This is a genomic window from Afipia broomeae ATCC 49717 (assembly GCF_000314675.2).
GTDB classification, from domain to species: Bacteria; Pseudomonadota; Alphaproteobacteria; order Rhizobiales; family Xanthobacteraceae; genus Afipia; species Afipia broomeae.
Map to the genome: position 1 here is coordinate 838,243 of NZ_KB375283.1, position 15,005 is coordinate 853,247.

General features: G+C 63.2%; 16 protein-coding genes. 6 read left to right on the forward strand and 10 right to left on the reverse strand.

Going from position 1 to position 15,005, the window contains the following annotated elements:
• The first annotated feature begins 151 nt into the window (after positions 1–151).
• From HMPREF9695_RS16485 to proC, 4 genes are all read left to right on the forward strand, one after another.
• On the forward strand, positions 152–766 hold the full coding sequence (locus tag HMPREF9695_RS16485) for a hypothetical protein (RefSeq protein WP_006022010.1): 615 nt from the start codon (positions 152–154) through the stop codon (positions 764–766).
• 174 nt (positions 767–940) lie between these two features.
• Positions 941–1,894, forward strand: coding sequence for a ribose-phosphate pyrophosphokinase (locus HMPREF9695_RS16490; RefSeq protein ID WP_024919981.1), 954 nt, complete (start codon positions 941–943; stop codon positions 1,892–1,894).
• A gap of 425 nt (positions 1,895–2,319) precedes the next feature.
• A complete protein-coding gene (locus HMPREF9695_RS16495) occupies positions 2,320–2,820 on the forward strand; it encodes a type III secretion system chaperone family protein (RefSeq protein ID WP_006022012.1) in 501 nt (166 codons plus the stop codon).
• 171 nt (positions 2,821–2,991) lie between these two features.
• A complete protein-coding gene (gene proC, locus HMPREF9695_RS16500; RefSeq protein WP_006022013.1) occupies positions 2,992–3,828 on the forward strand; it encodes a pyrroline-5-carboxylate reductase in 837 nt (278 codons plus the stop codon).
• Here the strand turns inward: proC and HMPREF9695_RS16505 are convergent, their stop codons facing one another.
• The 3 genes from HMPREF9695_RS16505 to HMPREF9695_RS16515 are packed head-to-tail and all read right to left on the reverse strand — an operon-like array spanning position 3,829 to position 6,513.
• Complete coding sequence (locus HMPREF9695_RS16505; protein ID WP_006022014.1) at positions 3,829–5,217, reverse strand: ATP-binding protein; 1,389 nt, start codon at positions 5,215–5,217, stop codon at positions 3,829–3,831.
• A gap of 19 nt (positions 5,218–5,236) precedes the next feature.
• Positions 5,237–5,923 carry a response regulator gene (locus HMPREF9695_RS16510; protein ID WP_006022015.1) on the reverse strand — a complete coding sequence of 229 codons (687 nt, stop codon included), beginning with the start codon at positions 5,921–5,923 and terminating at the stop codon, positions 5,237–5,239.
• Between the two features lie 35 nt (positions 5,924–5,958).
• Positions 5,959–6,513: a MarR family winged helix-turn-helix transcriptional regulator gene (locus tag HMPREF9695_RS16515; RefSeq protein WP_208856399.1), complete on the reverse strand. Its 555-nt coding sequence runs from the start codon at positions 6,511–6,513 to the stop codon at positions 5,959–5,961.
• A 290-nt stretch (positions 6,514–6,803) separates the two neighbouring features.
• On the opposite strand from HMPREF9695_RS16515, the gene HMPREF9695_RS16520 reads away from it, so the two are divergent.
• A complete protein-coding gene (locus HMPREF9695_RS16520; RefSeq protein WP_006022018.1) occupies positions 6,804–7,925 on the forward strand; it encodes a branched-chain amino acid aminotransferase in 1,122 nt (373 codons plus the stop codon).
• 145 nt (positions 7,926–8,070) lie between these two features.
• On the opposite strand, the gene prmB is transcribed toward HMPREF9695_RS16520, so the two are convergent.
• The 5 genes from prmB to uvrC form a co-directional block, all read right to left on the reverse strand.
• Positions 8,071–9,093, reverse strand: a complete 1,023-nt coding sequence (gene prmB / locus HMPREF9695_RS16525; protein WP_006022020.1) for a 50S ribosomal protein L3 N(5)-glutamine methyltransferase — start codon at positions 9,091–9,093, stop codon at positions 8,071–8,073.
• Complete coding sequence (locus tag HMPREF9695_RS16530; RefSeq protein ID WP_006022021.1) at positions 9,093–9,557, reverse strand: molybdenum cofactor biosynthesis protein MoaE; 465 nt, start codon at positions 9,555–9,557, stop codon at positions 9,093–9,095. The genes prmB and HMPREF9695_RS16530 overlap by 1 nt, the downstream gene beginning before the upstream one ends.
• 7 nt (positions 9,558–9,564) lie before the next feature.
• A complete protein-coding gene (gene moaD / locus HMPREF9695_RS16535) occupies positions 9,565–9,816 on the reverse strand; it encodes a molybdopterin converting factor subunit 1 (protein ID WP_006022022.1) in 252 nt (83 codons plus the stop codon).
• Positions 9,813–10,427 (reverse strand): CDP-diacylglycerol--glycerol-3-phosphate 3-phosphatidyltransferase, encoded by a 615-nt coding sequence (pgsA, locus tag HMPREF9695_RS16540; RefSeq protein ID WP_006022023.1) that lies wholly within the window; start codon positions 10,425–10,427, stop codon positions 9,813–9,815. Before pgsA ends, moaD begins: the two co-directional genes overlap by 4 nt.
• An 87-nt stretch (positions 10,428–10,514) precedes the next feature.
• A complete protein-coding gene (gene uvrC / locus HMPREF9695_RS16545; protein WP_006022024.1) occupies positions 10,515–12,572 on the reverse strand; it encodes an excinuclease ABC subunit UvrC in 2,058 nt (685 codons plus the stop codon).
• 260 nt (positions 12,573–12,832) lie between these two features.
• Between uvrC and HMPREF9695_RS16550 the strand changes: the two genes are divergently transcribed.
• Positions 12,833–13,462: an outer membrane protein gene (locus tag HMPREF9695_RS16550; protein WP_006022025.1), complete on the forward strand. Its 630-nt coding sequence runs from the start codon at positions 12,833–12,835 to the stop codon at positions 13,460–13,462.
• Positions 13,463–13,540: 78 nt separating this feature from the next.
• On the opposite strand, the gene HMPREF9695_RS16555 is transcribed toward HMPREF9695_RS16550, so the two are convergent.
• Together HMPREF9695_RS16555 and HMPREF9695_RS16560 are read right to left on the reverse strand one after the other, a co-directional pair.
• Positions 13,541–13,756 carry a cold-shock protein gene (locus HMPREF9695_RS16555; RefSeq protein WP_006022026.1) on the reverse strand — a complete coding sequence of 72 codons (216 nt, stop codon included), beginning with the start codon at positions 13,754–13,756 and terminating at the stop codon, positions 13,541–13,543.
• Between the two features lie 279 nt (positions 13,757–14,035).
• Complete coding sequence (locus tag HMPREF9695_RS16560; RefSeq protein WP_006022027.1) at positions 14,036–14,896, reverse strand: 23S rRNA (adenine(2030)-N(6))-methyltransferase RlmJ; 861 nt, start codon at positions 14,894–14,896, stop codon at positions 14,036–14,038.
• Positions 14,897–15,005 lie beyond the last annotated feature (109 nt).

The following is a 15,005-nucleotide window of genomic DNA, read 5'->3' on the forward strand; positions in this document are numbered from 1 at the left end:
AGCTCGGATTTGGCTCAAATACCGGCGGCCCTAGTCGCCGATTGCAAACCCTGCCCGCAGCCTGCCCTAGACGTTAACGCTCATTAACGATATCGCTGGACCGAACCTCGCCGGGCAGGGCAAAACCCGCCGGCGAGACATCGGGGCGGGCATGGATTTCACCGGGCGAACAATCACTTGGGCAGCGCTGCGGGTTGCGCGGGCGCCCCTGTTGCTGGTCCTGCTGAGCCTGACCGCCGCCTGCACCACCAACGGCTCGGGCCCGGTTGCCACCACCTCGTCGTTCGGCCCCACCGTCGCCTTTGAATCCGTGGACGGCCCGCCGCCGCAGGTTTTCGACCGGCTGGTTCGAGCCCTCGAAACCGAATCCACCGCCCGCAGCTTCACTATCGTGTCCCGCGAAGCGCAGGCCTCCTACCGGGTCCGTAGCTATCTGTCAGCGCAGGTCCGGCGCGGAAAGACCACCATCGCCTGGGTCTGGGATGTCTACGACCGGGATCAGGAACGCGCCGTCCGCCTCAGCGGCGAGGAACCCGCCGGCAAGGGCGGCCGCGACGCCTGGGCCATGGCAGATGACCAGTTGATGCGCCGAATCGCGCTCGCCGGCCTGAACGGCCTCAATGGGTTGATCAGCGGGACCGCCCCGGCGCAGGACACTGCCCCGGCCGCGCCCCGAACCTCCGGTCCTGCCATCGCGCAGACCGACGAGAATCGGCCTGAATCGGGCCCCGGACGAATGCAGACGCTGGCCTTCAGCGCCCATTAGGGGTGCGGACGCAGTTCTGAGCCGGTTTTTGCAGGAAAAACCGAGGCTTTGTATTGCCAGCCTCGTCATCTCCTTGTTATCACGCGCGCCTGCGAAGACGTCAGGCTCCGGTTCCGTTTCATAGGCAGCGATATGTTGAAAAGCGTTTCCCCCACATCGCGAGGAGAGGCTGCAATTTCAGCGAAGAATGGCTCCATCAAGCTGGTAGCCGGCAATTCGAACCCCGAATTGGCTGCCGAGATTTCCTCCGTGCTGGGCGTGCCGCTGACCAAGGCCAGCGTGCGCCGCTTCGCCGACATGGAAATCTTCGTCGAGATTCAGGAAAACGTCCGCGGCTCCGACGTCTTCATTATCCAGTCGACGTCGTTTCCGACCAACGACCACCTGATGGAATTGCTCATCATCACCGATGCGCTGCGCCGCGCTTCCGCGCGCCGCATCACCGCCGTGATCCCCTATTTCGGTTACGCGCGGCAGGACCGCAAAGCCGGCGGCCGCACCCCGATTTCGGCCAAGCTGGTGGCCAACATGATCACCCATGCCGGTGCGGACCGGGTCATGACGCTCGATCTCCATGCCGGCCAGATCCAGGGCTTCTTCGATATCCCGACCGACAACCTTTATGCTTCGCCGCTGATGGTGCGCGACATCAAGGAGAAGTTCGACCTCGCCAACGTTATGGTCGTGTCGCCGGACGTCGGCGGCGTGGCCCGCGCACGCGGCCTCGCCAAGCGGATCAACGCGCCGCTCGCCATCGTCGACAAGCGCCGCGAACGCGCCGGCGAATCCGAAGTCATGAACGTGATCGGCGATGTCGCCGGCTACAACTGCATCCTGATCGACGACATCGTCGATTCCGGCGGCACGCTGGTGAATGCGGCCGACGCGTTGCTCAAATACGGCGCCAAGGAAGTCTCGGCCTATCTCACCCATGGCGTTCTGTCGGGAGGTGCGGTCGCGCGCGTCACCTCATCCCGGCTCAAGGAACTGGTGATCACCGACTCGATCCAGCCGACTGAAGCGGTGCGGAAGGCTCCGAACATCCGCGTGCTCTCGGTCGCCACCCTGATCGCCGAAGCCATCGGCCGCACCGCATCCGAAGAGTCGGTGTCGAGCCTGTTCGACTGAACGGCCCATTTTCAAAAATATTTTTTCTCGCCCCGCACGCGCAATGAGTCTGCGCGACTCGCGCCGCGCGAATCCGATTCCGTTTTGTTCTCACACCCGTCGGATTTGAAACACGAGTCAGCCGCGCGTAAGTTCATGCGCGGACTCATGAATTGGCGCGACGATGCATTTCATCACCGGATGTCACGCTTACCTGTTGAAGAGACAGGAAATTAACCCTTTGCCTGTGGACGGGATTCGTGGCGGCGTTGCGCGTCTTGCGCAAATCACCGATCAATCTTGTCACAAGGTTGCCGTTGCGGCGCACGATCCGAAAGCCGGGTCGTCATGATCGTAAACGGAGAACTTGCAGCGACAGTTCTCGCTCGTTCTTTGCGTTTCGTTCAGGCGTTTCACATCCCACACCAGCAGAGGGTGAAGGCAGCATGTCCCATCTGGACATCATAACGGATTCGCAAAGCAGCCCGCTTTCGGTCGTCGAGGAGATCGCATCCTCCAACGACTGGTCGTTCGAACGCTCGGGCCACGACGAAATCACCATCCTGACGCAGGGACAGTGGACCGACTATCAGTTGTCCTTCACCTGGATGGGCGACATCGATGCGCTGCATCTGGCCTGCACATTCGATATGAAAATTCCCGAGGCGCGGCGCAGCGAAGTGCAGCGCCTGATCGCCGCGATCAACGAGCAATTGTGGATCGGCCATTTCGATGTCTGGCTCACCACCGGATCGATCATGTACCGGCAGGCGCTGATCCTGCCGGGCGGCATGACCGCCACGCCCGCGCAGTGCGAACTGATGCTCGAAGGCGCGCTGCACGCCTGCGAGCGCTACTATCCGGCGCTGCAATTCGTGGTCTGGGCCGGCAAGAGCGCCGCGGAGGCGATGAGCGCCGCGATGTTCGATACCGCAGGCGAAGCGTAAGCTTCACTTCATCCAGGGCGCCCAAACACCCGAGATGTCGTCCCCGCGAAAGCGGGGACCTATCTTTCGATCCGCGCACGCTGCGACAGCTTGTTGCGCCCCCGCTCATTCAATAGAACTCTGTGGTTATGGGTCCCCGCTTTCGCGGGGACGGCCCGAGTGGATTGAGTCATGGCAACATCAACTTCCTCCGACGCGCTGAAAAACTTCACAGGCTCACTCGTGCTCGCGGGTGCGGGCAAGATGGGCGGCGCGATGCTGTCCGGCTGGCTGGACGGAGGACTCGACGCCAAACGCGTGACCATCATCGAGCCATTCCCGTCGGACGACACCCGCGATTTCGTCGCGCGCGGCGTGCGGCTGAATCCCGAGACGAAGGACATCGGCACCGCCGACGTGCTTGTACTCGCGGTCAAACCGCAGATGTTTCGCGATGCCGGACCGCAGTTGAAGCCGCTGGTGGGCTCATCGACCCTCGTGGTCTCGATCATGGCGGGAACCACCATCGCAGCCCTCTCCGAGGTTTGCGGCGGCAAGGTGATCCGCGCCATGCCCAACACACCGGCCGCGATCGGACGCGGCATCACAGTCGCGGTGCCGGCGGATGGCGTCGCGCCGGATCAGCGAGCTGTCGCCGATGCGCTGCTGCGCGCCACCGGCGGCGTCGAATGGGTCGACGACGAAGCGCTGATGGATGCGGTGACCGCCGTATCCGGCTCGGGTCCGGCGTATGTGTTCCTGCTTGCCGAAGAACTCGCACGCGCCGGTGTCGCAGCCGGATTGCCCGAAGCGCTGGCGACAACGCTGGCGCGGGCAACCGTCTCAGGCTCCGGCGAACTGCTCCGCCTGTCGGATCTCGACAGCGCGACCCTGCGCAAGAACGTCACCTCGCCGGGGGGCACCACGGCAGCCGCACTGGAAGTGCTGATGGGCGCGAACGGCTTTCAGCCGCTGCTGACGAAAGCGATTGCGGCTGCGACGAAGCGCTCAAAGGAACTGGCGAAGTAATCAGACCGGCACGCGTACCGTCGCCCGCAGACCGCCCATCGGGCTGTCGCCGAGCGTGATGTCGCCGCCATGAGAGCGCGCGATGTCGCGGGCAATCGCAAGACCAAGGCCCGTGCCGCCCTCGTCCTGATTGCGCGCATCGTCGAGCCGCAGGAACGGCTTGAAAACTTCCTCCCGCATCTCGACCGGAATGCCCGGACCGTCGTCATCCACCGTCACCGTCAGATAGCGATGATCGCGATGGCCGGTGATCGCAATTGCATTGGCGTGACGCCCTGCATTCGACACCAGGTTCGCGATGCAGCGCTTGAAGGCCGCAGGCTTCACGATCACCACCGGCATGCCGTGAAACACAACAGTCGCCGCGTGACCATGGCGCTCGGCGTCGCTGCGCAATTCTTCGAGCGCCTGCTCCATGTCGGTCGGCTGCGCCTGCTCGCCGCTGTCGCCGCGCGCGAAGGCCAGATACGCCTCCAGCATGCCGCTCATCTCGTCCACGTCCTTGCGCATGCCCTCGACTTCGGGGCTGTCGCCGATCAGCGCCATCTCAAGCTTGAAGCGGGTCAGGATGGTGCGCAGATCGTGGCTGACGCCGGCCAGCATCGCGGTGCGCTGCTCGATGCTGCGCTCGACGCGGGATTTCATTTCCATGAAAGCGAGCGCTGCGCGGCGAACCTCGCGCGCGCCGCGCGGACGGAAATCCGGCACCTCGCGGCCCTTGCCGAAACTCTCCGCGGCATCGGCCAGCCGCAGGATCGGCTTGATCTGGTTGCGCAGGAACAGCACCGCCACGATCAGCAGGATCGATGACGTGCCCACCATCCAGAAGATGAAGATTTCCGAATTCGACGCATAGGCCGCGCTGCGCTGCGCGAAGATGCGCATCACCGTGTCGTCGAGCTTGATGCGGATTTCCACCAGCGACGAGCGGCCCACCGTATCGATCCAGAACGGGCGCGCGATCTGGCGGCTGAGCTGCACCGACAACGTTTGATCCAGCAGCGAGAAGAACGGCTTCGGCCCCGGCGCCGGCATGTCGTTGACCGGCAGGAAGTCCACCACAAGGCCAAGCCGCTGCTGCGCGATGCGCTTGATCTGGGTGCGGTCCTTGTCCTGCGGATAGGACCTGTAAACGTCGATCAGCGCCGAGATGTCCTGCACCACGGCGGCGGACAGCCGGCGGGTCACCGTGTTCCAGTGCCGCTCCATGAACACGAAGGCGACCACCGATTGGAGGATCACCATCGGCACGATGATGATGAGCAGGGCGCGGGCATAAAGCCCCTTCGGCATCAGCTCCTTGAACCATTGGCCCAGCCATTCGCTGGCGCGTGACACGCGACGCGACGCGGTACGAATGAACGTGAGACCTGTGTCGAGCGTACTCATAACAACGCGCCCGGTCCGGTCACGGCGACGCCACGAGACGATAACCGATGCCGCGCACCGCCTGCAGGAACAGCGGATTGGCCGGATCGCGCTCGATCTTGCGCCGCAGGCGGTTGATCTGAACGTCCACCGCGCGCTCGTTGACCGAGCCGTCGCCGCCGGTCAGTGCGCCGCGCGGCACGGTCTCGCCCGGCGTCGCGCTGAGAATACGCAGCATGTCGCGTTCGCGGTCGGTGAGATGGATGATCTTCTCGCCGTCGCGCAATTCGCCCCGCTCGAGATGATAGACATAGGGCCCGAACGCGACGGACTCGATCGCAGGCGCGACCACCGGCGCAGCGCGCTTGAGAATGTTGGCGATGCGCAGCACCAGCTCGCGCGGCTCGAACGGCTTCGCCACGTAGTCGTCGGCGCCGATCTGCAAACCTTCGATGCGGCTCTCGGCTTCATGCCGCGCGGTGAGCATGATGATCGGCACCGCCGACGATGTGCGGATCGAGCGCGCGAGATCGAAGCCGGTTTCGCCCGGCATCATCACGTCCAGGATCAGGAGATCGAAATGCAGGCCGGTCAGCTTGGCGCGCGCGTCGGCGGCGCTCATGGCCGTGGTCACGCGATAGCCTTCGCCGGAGAGAAAGCGCGACAGCAGATCGCGGATGCGGCGGTCGTCATCGACCAGCAGCAGATGCGGCGCATCGTCGGCCATCTGGCGGCCTGCTCGCTCCCGTATCGAGGTTTCTGTCACCTTGAATCCTTCACCGTCTTGCGGCTGCCCCGGAGAATTTCCTCCAGCACCTTGTCGGGATCGGTGTGGTCGATCATGCCCAGCAAAAACCGCCGCACGCTGTCGGCGTTCTCCGGCCCGATCGAGTCGAGCGCGCGGGTGATGCGCGCCGTCTGCAATCCGGCCAGTTTCGCCACAAGGGCCTCGCCCTTCGCCGTGGCGAAAAGAAGACGCTGCCGCCGGTCATTGTCGCCAGCCTTCTGAACGATATAGCCCTCGTCGAGGAGTTGCTTCAGGACACGTCCGAGCGACTGCTTGGTGATCCGCAGCACGTCGAGCAGATCGGCCACCTTCAGGCCCGGATAGCGGGTCACGAAATGGACCACGCGGTGGTGGGCCCGGCCGAAACCGAACTCCTCCAGAACATGATCGGCGTCTCCGACAAAGTCCCGGTAGGCGAAGAACAGCAGTTCGATGATGTCCCAGCGCAAAGGGGTGGCCCCCGGCGTCGTGGGGCCGGTGGCGGCGTCAGTCGAATGCGCTCCTGCCTTCATAAATTTTATGTCAGCCATATTGACGTATATAGGTCTCAATGTTACAAAAATCGCAAGGACGACGAAATATTAGTTCGTTTCGTCGACTATCCTTGATCCTTAAGTTCGCACAGAACATGCAGCGACGACGGGTCCAAGGACGCAATTTCTTTCTACGTGCGATTGTCGAGCGGCATTTCGGCAAACATACTGGACTTCGCGCCTTCCGCCAAAGCGGAAACCGGCCCTCGGGCCGGCGGGCCGGTGCCAGACCTCAAATCGACCAGCCCGCCGCCGCGTGGACTGAATTCAAGCCGGGAGAAGACCCAATGGGCATTTCGGGAGTTTCGTTCGAGAAAATCGATGGCACCGTTCTCATCGATTTTGAAACGCGGCCGACGCCAACTCCGACGCCGGATCAGGAGCGCATCGCCAAGCTCGCGGATCTCGGCTTCGGCCGGGTCTTCACCGATCACATGGCGGTGGTTCATTACAAGCAGGCGCAGGGGTGGCACGATGCACGCGTCGAATCCCGCGCGAGCTTCCTGCTCGATCCGGCCACGGCAGTCCTGCACTACGCCCAGGAAATCTTCGAGGGCCTCAAGGCCTACAAGCGCGACGACGGCGGGGTGAACCTGTTCCGTCCCGACGCCAATGCGCGGCGCTTCCGGGATTCGGCCGATCGGATGGCGATGGCTCCACTGCCGGAGCATGTGTTCATCGAAGCCGTGGAGCAACTCGTGCGCATGGACCGCGAGTGGATTCCTGGCGGCGAAGGCAGCCTCTATCTGCGGCCCTTCATGATCGCAACCGAGGTGTTCCTCGGCGTGAAACCATCGGCGGAATACGTCTTCGCGGTGATCGCGTCCCCGGTCGGCTCCTACTTCAAGGGCGGCCCGGCCCCGGTGTCGATCTGGGTGTCGGAGAACTACACACGCGCCGCAATCGGCGGCACCGGCGCCGTCAAGTGCGGCGGCAACTACGCTGCGAGCCTGCGCGCGCAGGCCGAAGCGATGCAGAACGGCTGCGATCAGGTGGTGTTCCTCGATGCGATCGAGCGCCGCTATATCGAAGAACTCGGCGGCATGAACGTCTTCTTTGTGTTCGACGACGGTTCGCTGCTGACGCCGCCGCTCGGCACGATCCTGCCCGGCATCACGCGGGACTCGATCATCGCTTTGGCAAAGGCGGCGGGCAAGACCGTGCGCGAGGAACCCTACACGATCGACCAGTGGCGCGCCGATGCTGCGAGCGGGAAACTGAAAGAAGCCTTTGCCTGCGGCACCGCGGCGGTGATCTCGCCGATCGGCAAGGTGAGATCCACGAGCGGCGAATTCACCATCAACGGCGGCGCTGCAGGCCCGGTCGCGATGGGGCTGCGCAAGCAACTGGTGGATATCCAGTACGGCCGCGCGGCCGACCCGCACAACTGGATCAGAAAGGTCCTGTAGCAAGCCTGGAGTAATCAGACGCTCTCGCGTGAATTGAGCACAAATAAATCGTCATGGCCGGGCTCGTCCCGGCCATCTACGTCTTCAAGACAGCAATTTCAAAAGACGTGGATGCCCGGAACAAGTCCGGGCATGACAACAACGATTACAGTGCCTCAGCCGGAATCCAGAACACCTCGCCGTCAGAGTCTTCGGTGTCGAGCCACAGCAGCGGCAGGTTGGGATAGGCATCGCCGAGCAGGTCGCGGCCACGGCCGATTTCGCACAGCAGACCGCCGTCCGGATTCAGATGGTCCTTCGCCTCGTCCAGAATCCTGCGCACGAGGTCGAGGCCGTCGTCGCCGCCATCGAACGCGATGGACGGTTCATGCAGGCATTCGCGCGGCAGGCCCGCCATGCCTTCGGCATCGACGTATGGCGGATTGGTGATGATGAGGTCGTAGCGCGCATCGCCGATGGCGTCGAACAGATCGCCTTCGTAAAGCGAAATCCGATCCTCAAGACCGTAATCGGCGACATTGCGCGCAGCGACCGCCAGCGCATCCGGTGAAATGTCCACTGCATCGACGGTGGCATTGGGGAAACTCTGACACGCCAGAATAGCAAGGCACCCCGAACCGGTGCACAGATCGAGCACCCGTGTGATATTGCCCGGATCGTCGATCAGCGAGCCGCCCTCTTCCTCAAGGTCGCCGCCGAAATGCGAATCCAGCAGTTCGCCGATGAAAGAGCGCGGCACAATCACCCGCTCGTCGACATAGAACGGCAGACCGCGCATGTAGATCTTGTTGACGAGATACGCCGAGGGTTTCCGCGTGGTGATGCGCTTGTCGATCAGCGCAAGAATCTTCGCGGCCTCATGCGACGTGACCCGCGCATTCGCGAACATTTCGAACTGATCGGGATGCAGATGCAGCGTCTCGCACACGATAAACGCCGCTTCCGCCACCGGATCGGTGGTGCCATGGGCGAACACCAGTCCGGCCTCGACAAAGCGGCTGACACCGTAGCGCATCAGGTCGAGCAGCGTCAGCAGTTCGCCGGGCAGCACCTTCGGCGATGCTGGCTTCAAAAGCTTCTTCGTTGCCGTGCGCGCCGCGCCGCGCTTTGCGGAGGCCTTCTTCGCGGGCGCCTTCGCTGTCGGGGATTTTTTCGCTTTCTTTGCCATTACTTCTTCCACCGCGCTGCTGCATTGTCGTCATGAGCCTGCGCATCGACCCACACCTTGCTGTCCGCGCGTTCCTCCGATTTCCAGAACGGCGCATTGGTCTTGAGATAATCCATCAGAAATTCCGCGGCCTGAAACGCGGCCTCGCGATGAACCGACGCAGTCAGCACCAGCACGATGTTGTCACCGGGCACGACACGGCCATAACGATGGATTACGGTGACGCGGGTCAGCGGCCAGCGCGCAATCGCCTCGGACACATGCCGTCCAATCTCGGCCTCCGCCATGCCGGGATAGTGCTCCAGCGTCATCGCGGCGATCGCCTGATCGCCCTCACCGCCACGGCAGATGCCGGAGAAGCTCACCACCGCGCCGATGTCGGTATTGCCCCGGGTCAGTGCCGCGATTTCCGCGGCGATGTCGAAATCGGCGGACTGAATCCGGATTGTGACGGGCGTCGTCATTGGGATGTTAACCGCCGGTCATCGGCGGGAAAAACGCGATCTCGCGAGCACCGGCGATCGCGGTGTCAGGCTTCACGTGGGTATGGTCGATGGCGGCGCGGATGGTCTTCGGCGAAGCGAAAGCGTTGGCATATTCCTCGCCGCGCGCCACCAGCCACTGCATCAGGTCGGAAACAGTGCGCACGCTCGCCGGCGGCTCCAGCGTTTCCTCGGCCTTGCCGACGCGTTCGCGCACCCATGCGAAATACAGAACCTTCACCGGTCTTCCTCGGTCAGATGATGGATACCCGCGCGGAGGTAATCCCATCCGGTGTAGATCGTGAGAATGGCCGAAATCCACAACAGCGTGATGCCGATCAGCACGGTCGGCGGCAGGATCATTTCGCCCGCCTCGCCTGCGATCAGAAACCCGATGGCCACGAGTTGCACCGTGGTCTTCCACTTCGCCAATTGTGACACAGGTACGCTGATCCGGATGACGGCGAGATATTCGCGCAGACCCGACACCAGAATCTCACGGCACAGGATCACGATGGCCGCCCACAGCGACCAGCCGCGAATGGTTTCGTCCGCCGCGAGCATCAAGAGGCACGACGCCACCAGCAGCTTGTCGGCGATCGGGTCGAGCATCTTGCCCAGCGAAGACTGCTGGTCCCACATCCGCGCGTAGTAGCCGTCGAGAAAATCGGTGACGCCCGCGGCGATAAACACGAACAGCGCCACCCAGCGCAGCCACAGCGGCGCGCCCATGATGGACTGCGCATACATGCAGCCGATCACCACCGGGATGGCGGCGATCCGGGAGTAAGTCAGGATATTGGGCAAAGACAGCGAGCGCTTTGCTGGCTTCGGGGCGACGACACTGGTCATGACCTTACCAATACTGCGAAAGCGGCCGCGTCAACAGCCCGGCGGGCGCATTTCGCCCAACTCTAAATGCGGGCAACGGCGGGAGGTTCAACCGCTGCCGGGATGGAAGAAATCGAAGATTTTACGTGCACTTTCAGCGCTCACGCCCGGAACCTTGCCGAGATCGGCCACCGAGGCCCGCTCGATTTCCTTCAGGGTCCCGAAATGATGCAGCAGGGCACGTTTACGTGACGGGCCGATGCCGGGAATTTCCTGCAATCCGGCTTCGCGGATGTCCTTCTTGCGCAGCTTGCGGTGCGAGCCGATGACAAAGCGATGCGCTTCGTCGCGCAGCCGCTGGATGAAGTACAGTACCGGATCGCGCGGCTCGAGCTTGATCGATGGCCGGTCCGGCATGAACAGGGTTTCACGCCCCGCGTCGCGGTCCGGTCCCTTGGCCACCGCGATCAGCGAGACGTCGGTCAGGTTCAGTCCGGTGAAAATTTCGCGCGCGGCATTGAGCTGGCCCTGGCCGCCGTCGATAATCACAAGATCGGGCCATTGCGGCACGGCGTCGTCACTCGGCTTTTTTCCTTCGGCTGCGTCATTGATCAGGCGCTTGAAGCGGCGCTGCAGCACCTCGCGCATCATGCCGTAGTCGTCGCCCGGAGCTAAGCCTTCCGACTTGATGTTGAACTTGCGGTACTGGTTCTTCAGGAAGCCTTCCGGCCCCGCGACAATCATCGCACCGACCGCGTTGGTGCCCTGGATGTGGCTGTTGTCGTAAACCTCGATCCGTTTCGGCACGCGCGGCAGACCGAGCGCCGTCGAAAGGCCCTCGAGCAACCGCGTCTGGGTCGCGGTGTCCGCGAGCTTGCGCCCGAGCGCCTCGCGCGCATTGGTCAGCGCATGCGCGACAAGCTCCTTCTTCTCGCCCCGCTGCGGCGTCGAGACCTCGACCTTGGACCCCGCCTTGACGCTCAGCGCCTCCGCCAGCAGATCCTGATCGTCGACACGATGCGAGAGCAGGATCAGCTTCGGCGGCGGCTTGTCGTCATAGAATTGCGCCAGGAACGAGCCGAGCACCTCGCCAGCCTCGATCGACTTGTCGGCGCGTGGGAAATAGGCGCGGTTGCCCCAGTTCTGCCCGGTGCGGAAGAAGAACACCTCAACGCACGAATAGCCGCCTTCCTGATGGATGGCGAACACGTCCGCCTCTTCCACCGTGCGCGGGTTGATGCCCTGCTGCGACTGGATCGCGGAGAGCGCGGCAAGACGATCGCGGTAGAGCGCGGCACGCTCGAACTCGAGTTCGTGCGCGGCCTTCTCCATCTCGCCCGCGAGTTCCTGCTTCACCAGCCGCGAGCGGCCGGAGAGAAACTCATTCGCCTCGCGCACCAGTTCGGTGTAGCCGGGAAAATCGATCTCGCCCGTGCAGGGCCCCGAGCAGCGCTTGATCTGATACAGCAGGCAGGGCCGCGTCCGGCTCTCGAAAAATGAATCGGTGCACGAGCGCACCAGAAATGCGCGCTGAAGCGCCGTGATGGTGCGGTTGACCGCACCGACCGAAGCGAACGGGCCGAAGTAACGGCCGGGCCGGGTCTGCGCGCCGCGATGCTTGACGATCTGCGGCGCCCAGTGATCGCCGGTGATCAGGATGTAGGGAAAAGACTTGTCGTCGCGCAGTTGCACGTTGAAGCGCGGGCGCAGTTGCTTGATGAGATTGGCTTCCAGCAGCAGCGCTTCGGTCTCGGTCGCGGTGGAGATCATTTCCACATTGGCGGTCATCGCGATCATGCGCGCAATGCGTGCCACCTGACCGGTCGGCCGCGCATAGGATGCGAGCCGCTTCTTCACGCTCTTGGCCTTGCCGACATAGAGCACGTCGTTGGCCGCATTGAGCATGCGGTAGACGCCGGGCGAGGTCGGGGCGAGTTTCACCGCGCGCTCGATCGCCGCGCGGCCGATGGCGAGGGTGCCTTCGCTGGCGACGTCAGCGGAATCGTCGATCGGTTCCGGCAGGCGCGCTTCCTCGTCTTCCTCGGCGGGAATCGAGGCCGGGTCCAGATCCTGTCCGCGCAGGTTCCGCGCGGAAGGCTCCTGCGGAGGCGCGTCCGGCGCCGGTTTCTCCGGCGGCTGCGTCGGGTCGGAGGTGTCGTGAATCATGATCAGAATTTAGGAACGAGGAGCGATTTCATCCAGCAGGCACGGCCGCATCAGGGAACCGGATTCGGCGGCGGCACTGCCCCGCTTGTAACACTTTCTTAAGGATGTGAATGCGGCGGCGGGCGGCCTTAACGACCGCTTAACGTAAAACTCTCGATAAATTTTACGCAGAAAAGGTGGAATTCCGTAACCACACGGATCCGCAATTCCTCGAAAGACCCAACAACGGCCACGCCGGCGCGCGCGTGAGGAGAGTTAAGATGAGCAAGAAAATTTTTGGCGCGATCATCGCCGCCGCAACATGCGTGACCGCGTCCGCGCAAGCCGCAGACATCTATGGCCGCCGCCCCTATGCGCAGCCCTATACGGTCGCCCAGCCGCTCGCCAATAGCTGGATCGGACCGTACATCGGCGGCAATCTCGGCTACGGCTGGGGCGATGTGTCCAACAACGGCGCGAAGCCGTCAGGCGTCCTCGGCGGACTTCAGGCCGGTTACAACTGGCAGAACGGGGCGTGGGTCGCCGGCATCGAGGCCGATCTTCAACTCAGCTCGGCCGACGATACGTTCGCGCCGTGGAAATTCTCGAACCCCTGGTTCGGCACCGTGCGCGGCCGCGTGGGCTACGCCTTCAACAGCATCCTGCTCTACGGCACCGGCGGTCTCGCGTTCGGCGCGCTGAAGGCGCAGTTGCCGGGCGGCCTCTCGGAATCCAACACCTCGGCAGGCTGGACCATCGGCGCGGGCGCTGAATTCGCGCTGAACCAGAACTGGTCGGCCAAGGTCGAATATCTCTATGTCGATCTGAGCGACAAGAACTTCCTGATGACGGGCATGTCGAACGGCTATCAGTTCAGCACCGTCCGCGTCGGCGTCAACTACCGCTTCTGATCCGGACCGAATCCGCAATCCATCATCCCGGGCCAAGCGCCCGGGATTTTTATTTCGGCCATGACGCCTGCGACATGCTCAGGGCGAAATCACGAGATTGACCGCCTTCGGTCCCTTGCCCTTTTTATCGGGCTCGACTTCAAAAGTGATACGCTGTCCTTCGATCAGGTCCTTCAGACCCGCGCGCTCGACTGCGGTGATGTGCACGAACACATCGCGTCCGCCGTCATCCGGCTTGATGAAGCCGTATCCACGCTCGGCATTGAAAAACTTGACGACACCCATCATGGCCATCGGGAAACCCCTCCCCGCATTGCACCTCCGGTGCGCAACGCGCACCGGCTAGGCCCGGCATTCACTGCCGGAAAGCGGCGGCCTTGAAGGGCGCCTCCCAAAACCGGAAACACCCGAGGGCCTCTCGTCATTCCGCCGCGGCCATTCGCGGGCGCGGAACGTAAAAGCCGACCTTCACGACTGTAGCATAATACGGTTCCCGCCAAATTGGCCATGACGCATTTGGGTAAATCGTGCAGACAAAATCCAGGCACGCGCCAACCTCACGCGTGCAGTGCATCAGGCCCGCACGGCCTCGATCCGGAAGCGGCCAGCCCCGCCCAGTCCCAACGGCTTTTCGAGTTCGTGCAAAATCGCCTTCAATTCCCCGGCCAGAGTCCATGGCGGATTCACGATCAACAGCCCAGCAGACACCAATCCGGAGTCGGGTGTCTGCGGCGCGACGCTGAATTCGACACGCAGGCATCTGGCGTCACTGCTTCCGGCGTTCGCCACGCGCGCCACATGTTCGGCCAGTGTGTCGGTGGCGCGGCGTTCTTTCACCGGATACCAAAGCATGTAGATGCCGGTCGGCCATTTCGCGTGAGCTGCGCTGAAGCCGTCGGCCAGCCGCTTGAACTCGTCGCGGCTCTCGAACGGCGGATCGATCAGCACCAGCCCGCGCCGCTCGTTCGGCGGCACGAATGCCGGCAACCCGGTCCAGCCGTCGAGATCGACCACGCGCGCCTGCTCGTCACGGCGCAATGCGCTGATCAGTTGCTTGCGCGCATTGGGCTCCAGTTCGCAGGCGACCAGCCTGTCCTGCGGCCGCAGCAGCGCGCGCGCGATCAACGGAGATCCCGGATAGGCGGTGAGATCGCGCTGCGGATTGAACGCGCGGACGATGTCGAGATAGGGCGCGACCAGCGCCATCACCGGTTCGGACAACCGCGCCTGCATCAGCCGCGCGATGCCGGTGCGCCATTCGCCGCCGCGCTCGGCTTCGCTGCCCGTCAGATCGTACAGCCCGGCGCCGGCATGGGTGTCGATCACACGAAACGCGGCGGGCTTCTCGTGCAGATAAGTGAGGATGCGCGCCAGCACGATGTGCTTGATGACATCGGCGAAGTTTCCGGCGTGGAATGCGTGACGGTAGTTCATGGCGCGACAGTTACGACATCGCGCGATGAAAGTAACGAGTTGCGTGAGTGAATCCCTCATCCTGAGGTGCGAGCCCTTGCGCTCGAAGGATGACTATTGCGGTCGCCCT

Coding starts and splice junctions, on each gene's coding strand:
- HMPREF9695_RS16485 (WP_006022010.1), top strand. CDS start 152: ATGGATTTCACCGGGCGAACAATCACTTGGGCAGCGCTGCGGGTTGCG.
- HMPREF9695_RS16495 (WP_006022012.1), top strand. CDS start 2,320: ATGTCCCATCTGGACATCATAACGGATTCGCAAAGCAGCCCGCTTTCG.
- proC (WP_006022013.1), top strand. CDS start 2,992: ATGGCAACATCAACTTCCTCCGACGCGCTGAAAAACTTCACAGGCTCA.
- HMPREF9695_RS16505 (WP_006022014.1), bottom strand. CDS start 5,217: ATGAGTACGCTCGACACAGGTCTCACGTTCATTCGTACCGCGTCGCGT.
- HMPREF9695_RS16510 (WP_006022015.1), bottom strand. CDS start 5,923: ATGGCCGACGATGCGCCGCATCTGCTGCTGGTCGATGACGACCGCCGC.
- HMPREF9695_RS16515 (WP_208856399.1), bottom strand. CDS start 6,513: ATGGCTGACATAAAATTTATGAAGGCAGGAGCGCATTCGACTGACGCC.
- HMPREF9695_RS16520 (WP_006022018.1), top strand. CDS start 6,804: ATGGGCATTTCGGGAGTTTCGTTCGAGAAAATCGATGGCACCGTTCTC.
- prmB (WP_006022020.1), bottom strand. CDS start 9,093: ATGGCAAAGAAAGCGAAAAAATCCCCGACAGCGAAGGCGCCCGCGAAG.
- HMPREF9695_RS16530 (WP_006022021.1), bottom strand. CDS start 9,557: ATGACGACGCCCGTCACAATCCGGATTCAGTCCGCCGATTTCGACATC.
- pgsA (WP_006022023.1), bottom strand. CDS start 10,427: ATGACCAGTGTCGTCGCCCCGAAGCCAGCAAAGCGCTCGCTGTCTTTG.
- uvrC (WP_006022024.1), bottom strand. CDS start 12,572: ATGATTCACGACACCTCCGACCCGACGCAGCCGCCGGAGAAACCGGCG.
- HMPREF9695_RS16550 (WP_006022025.1), top strand. CDS start 12,833: ATGAGCAAGAAAATTTTTGGCGCGATCATCGCCGCCGCAACATGCGTG.
- HMPREF9695_RS16555 (WP_006022026.1), bottom strand. CDS start 13,756: ATGGCCATGATGGGTGTCGTCAAGTTTTTCAATGCCGAGCGTGGATAC.
- HMPREF9695_RS16560 (WP_006022027.1), bottom strand. CDS start 14,896: ATGAACTACCGTCACGCATTCCACGCCGGAAACTTCGCCGATGTCATC.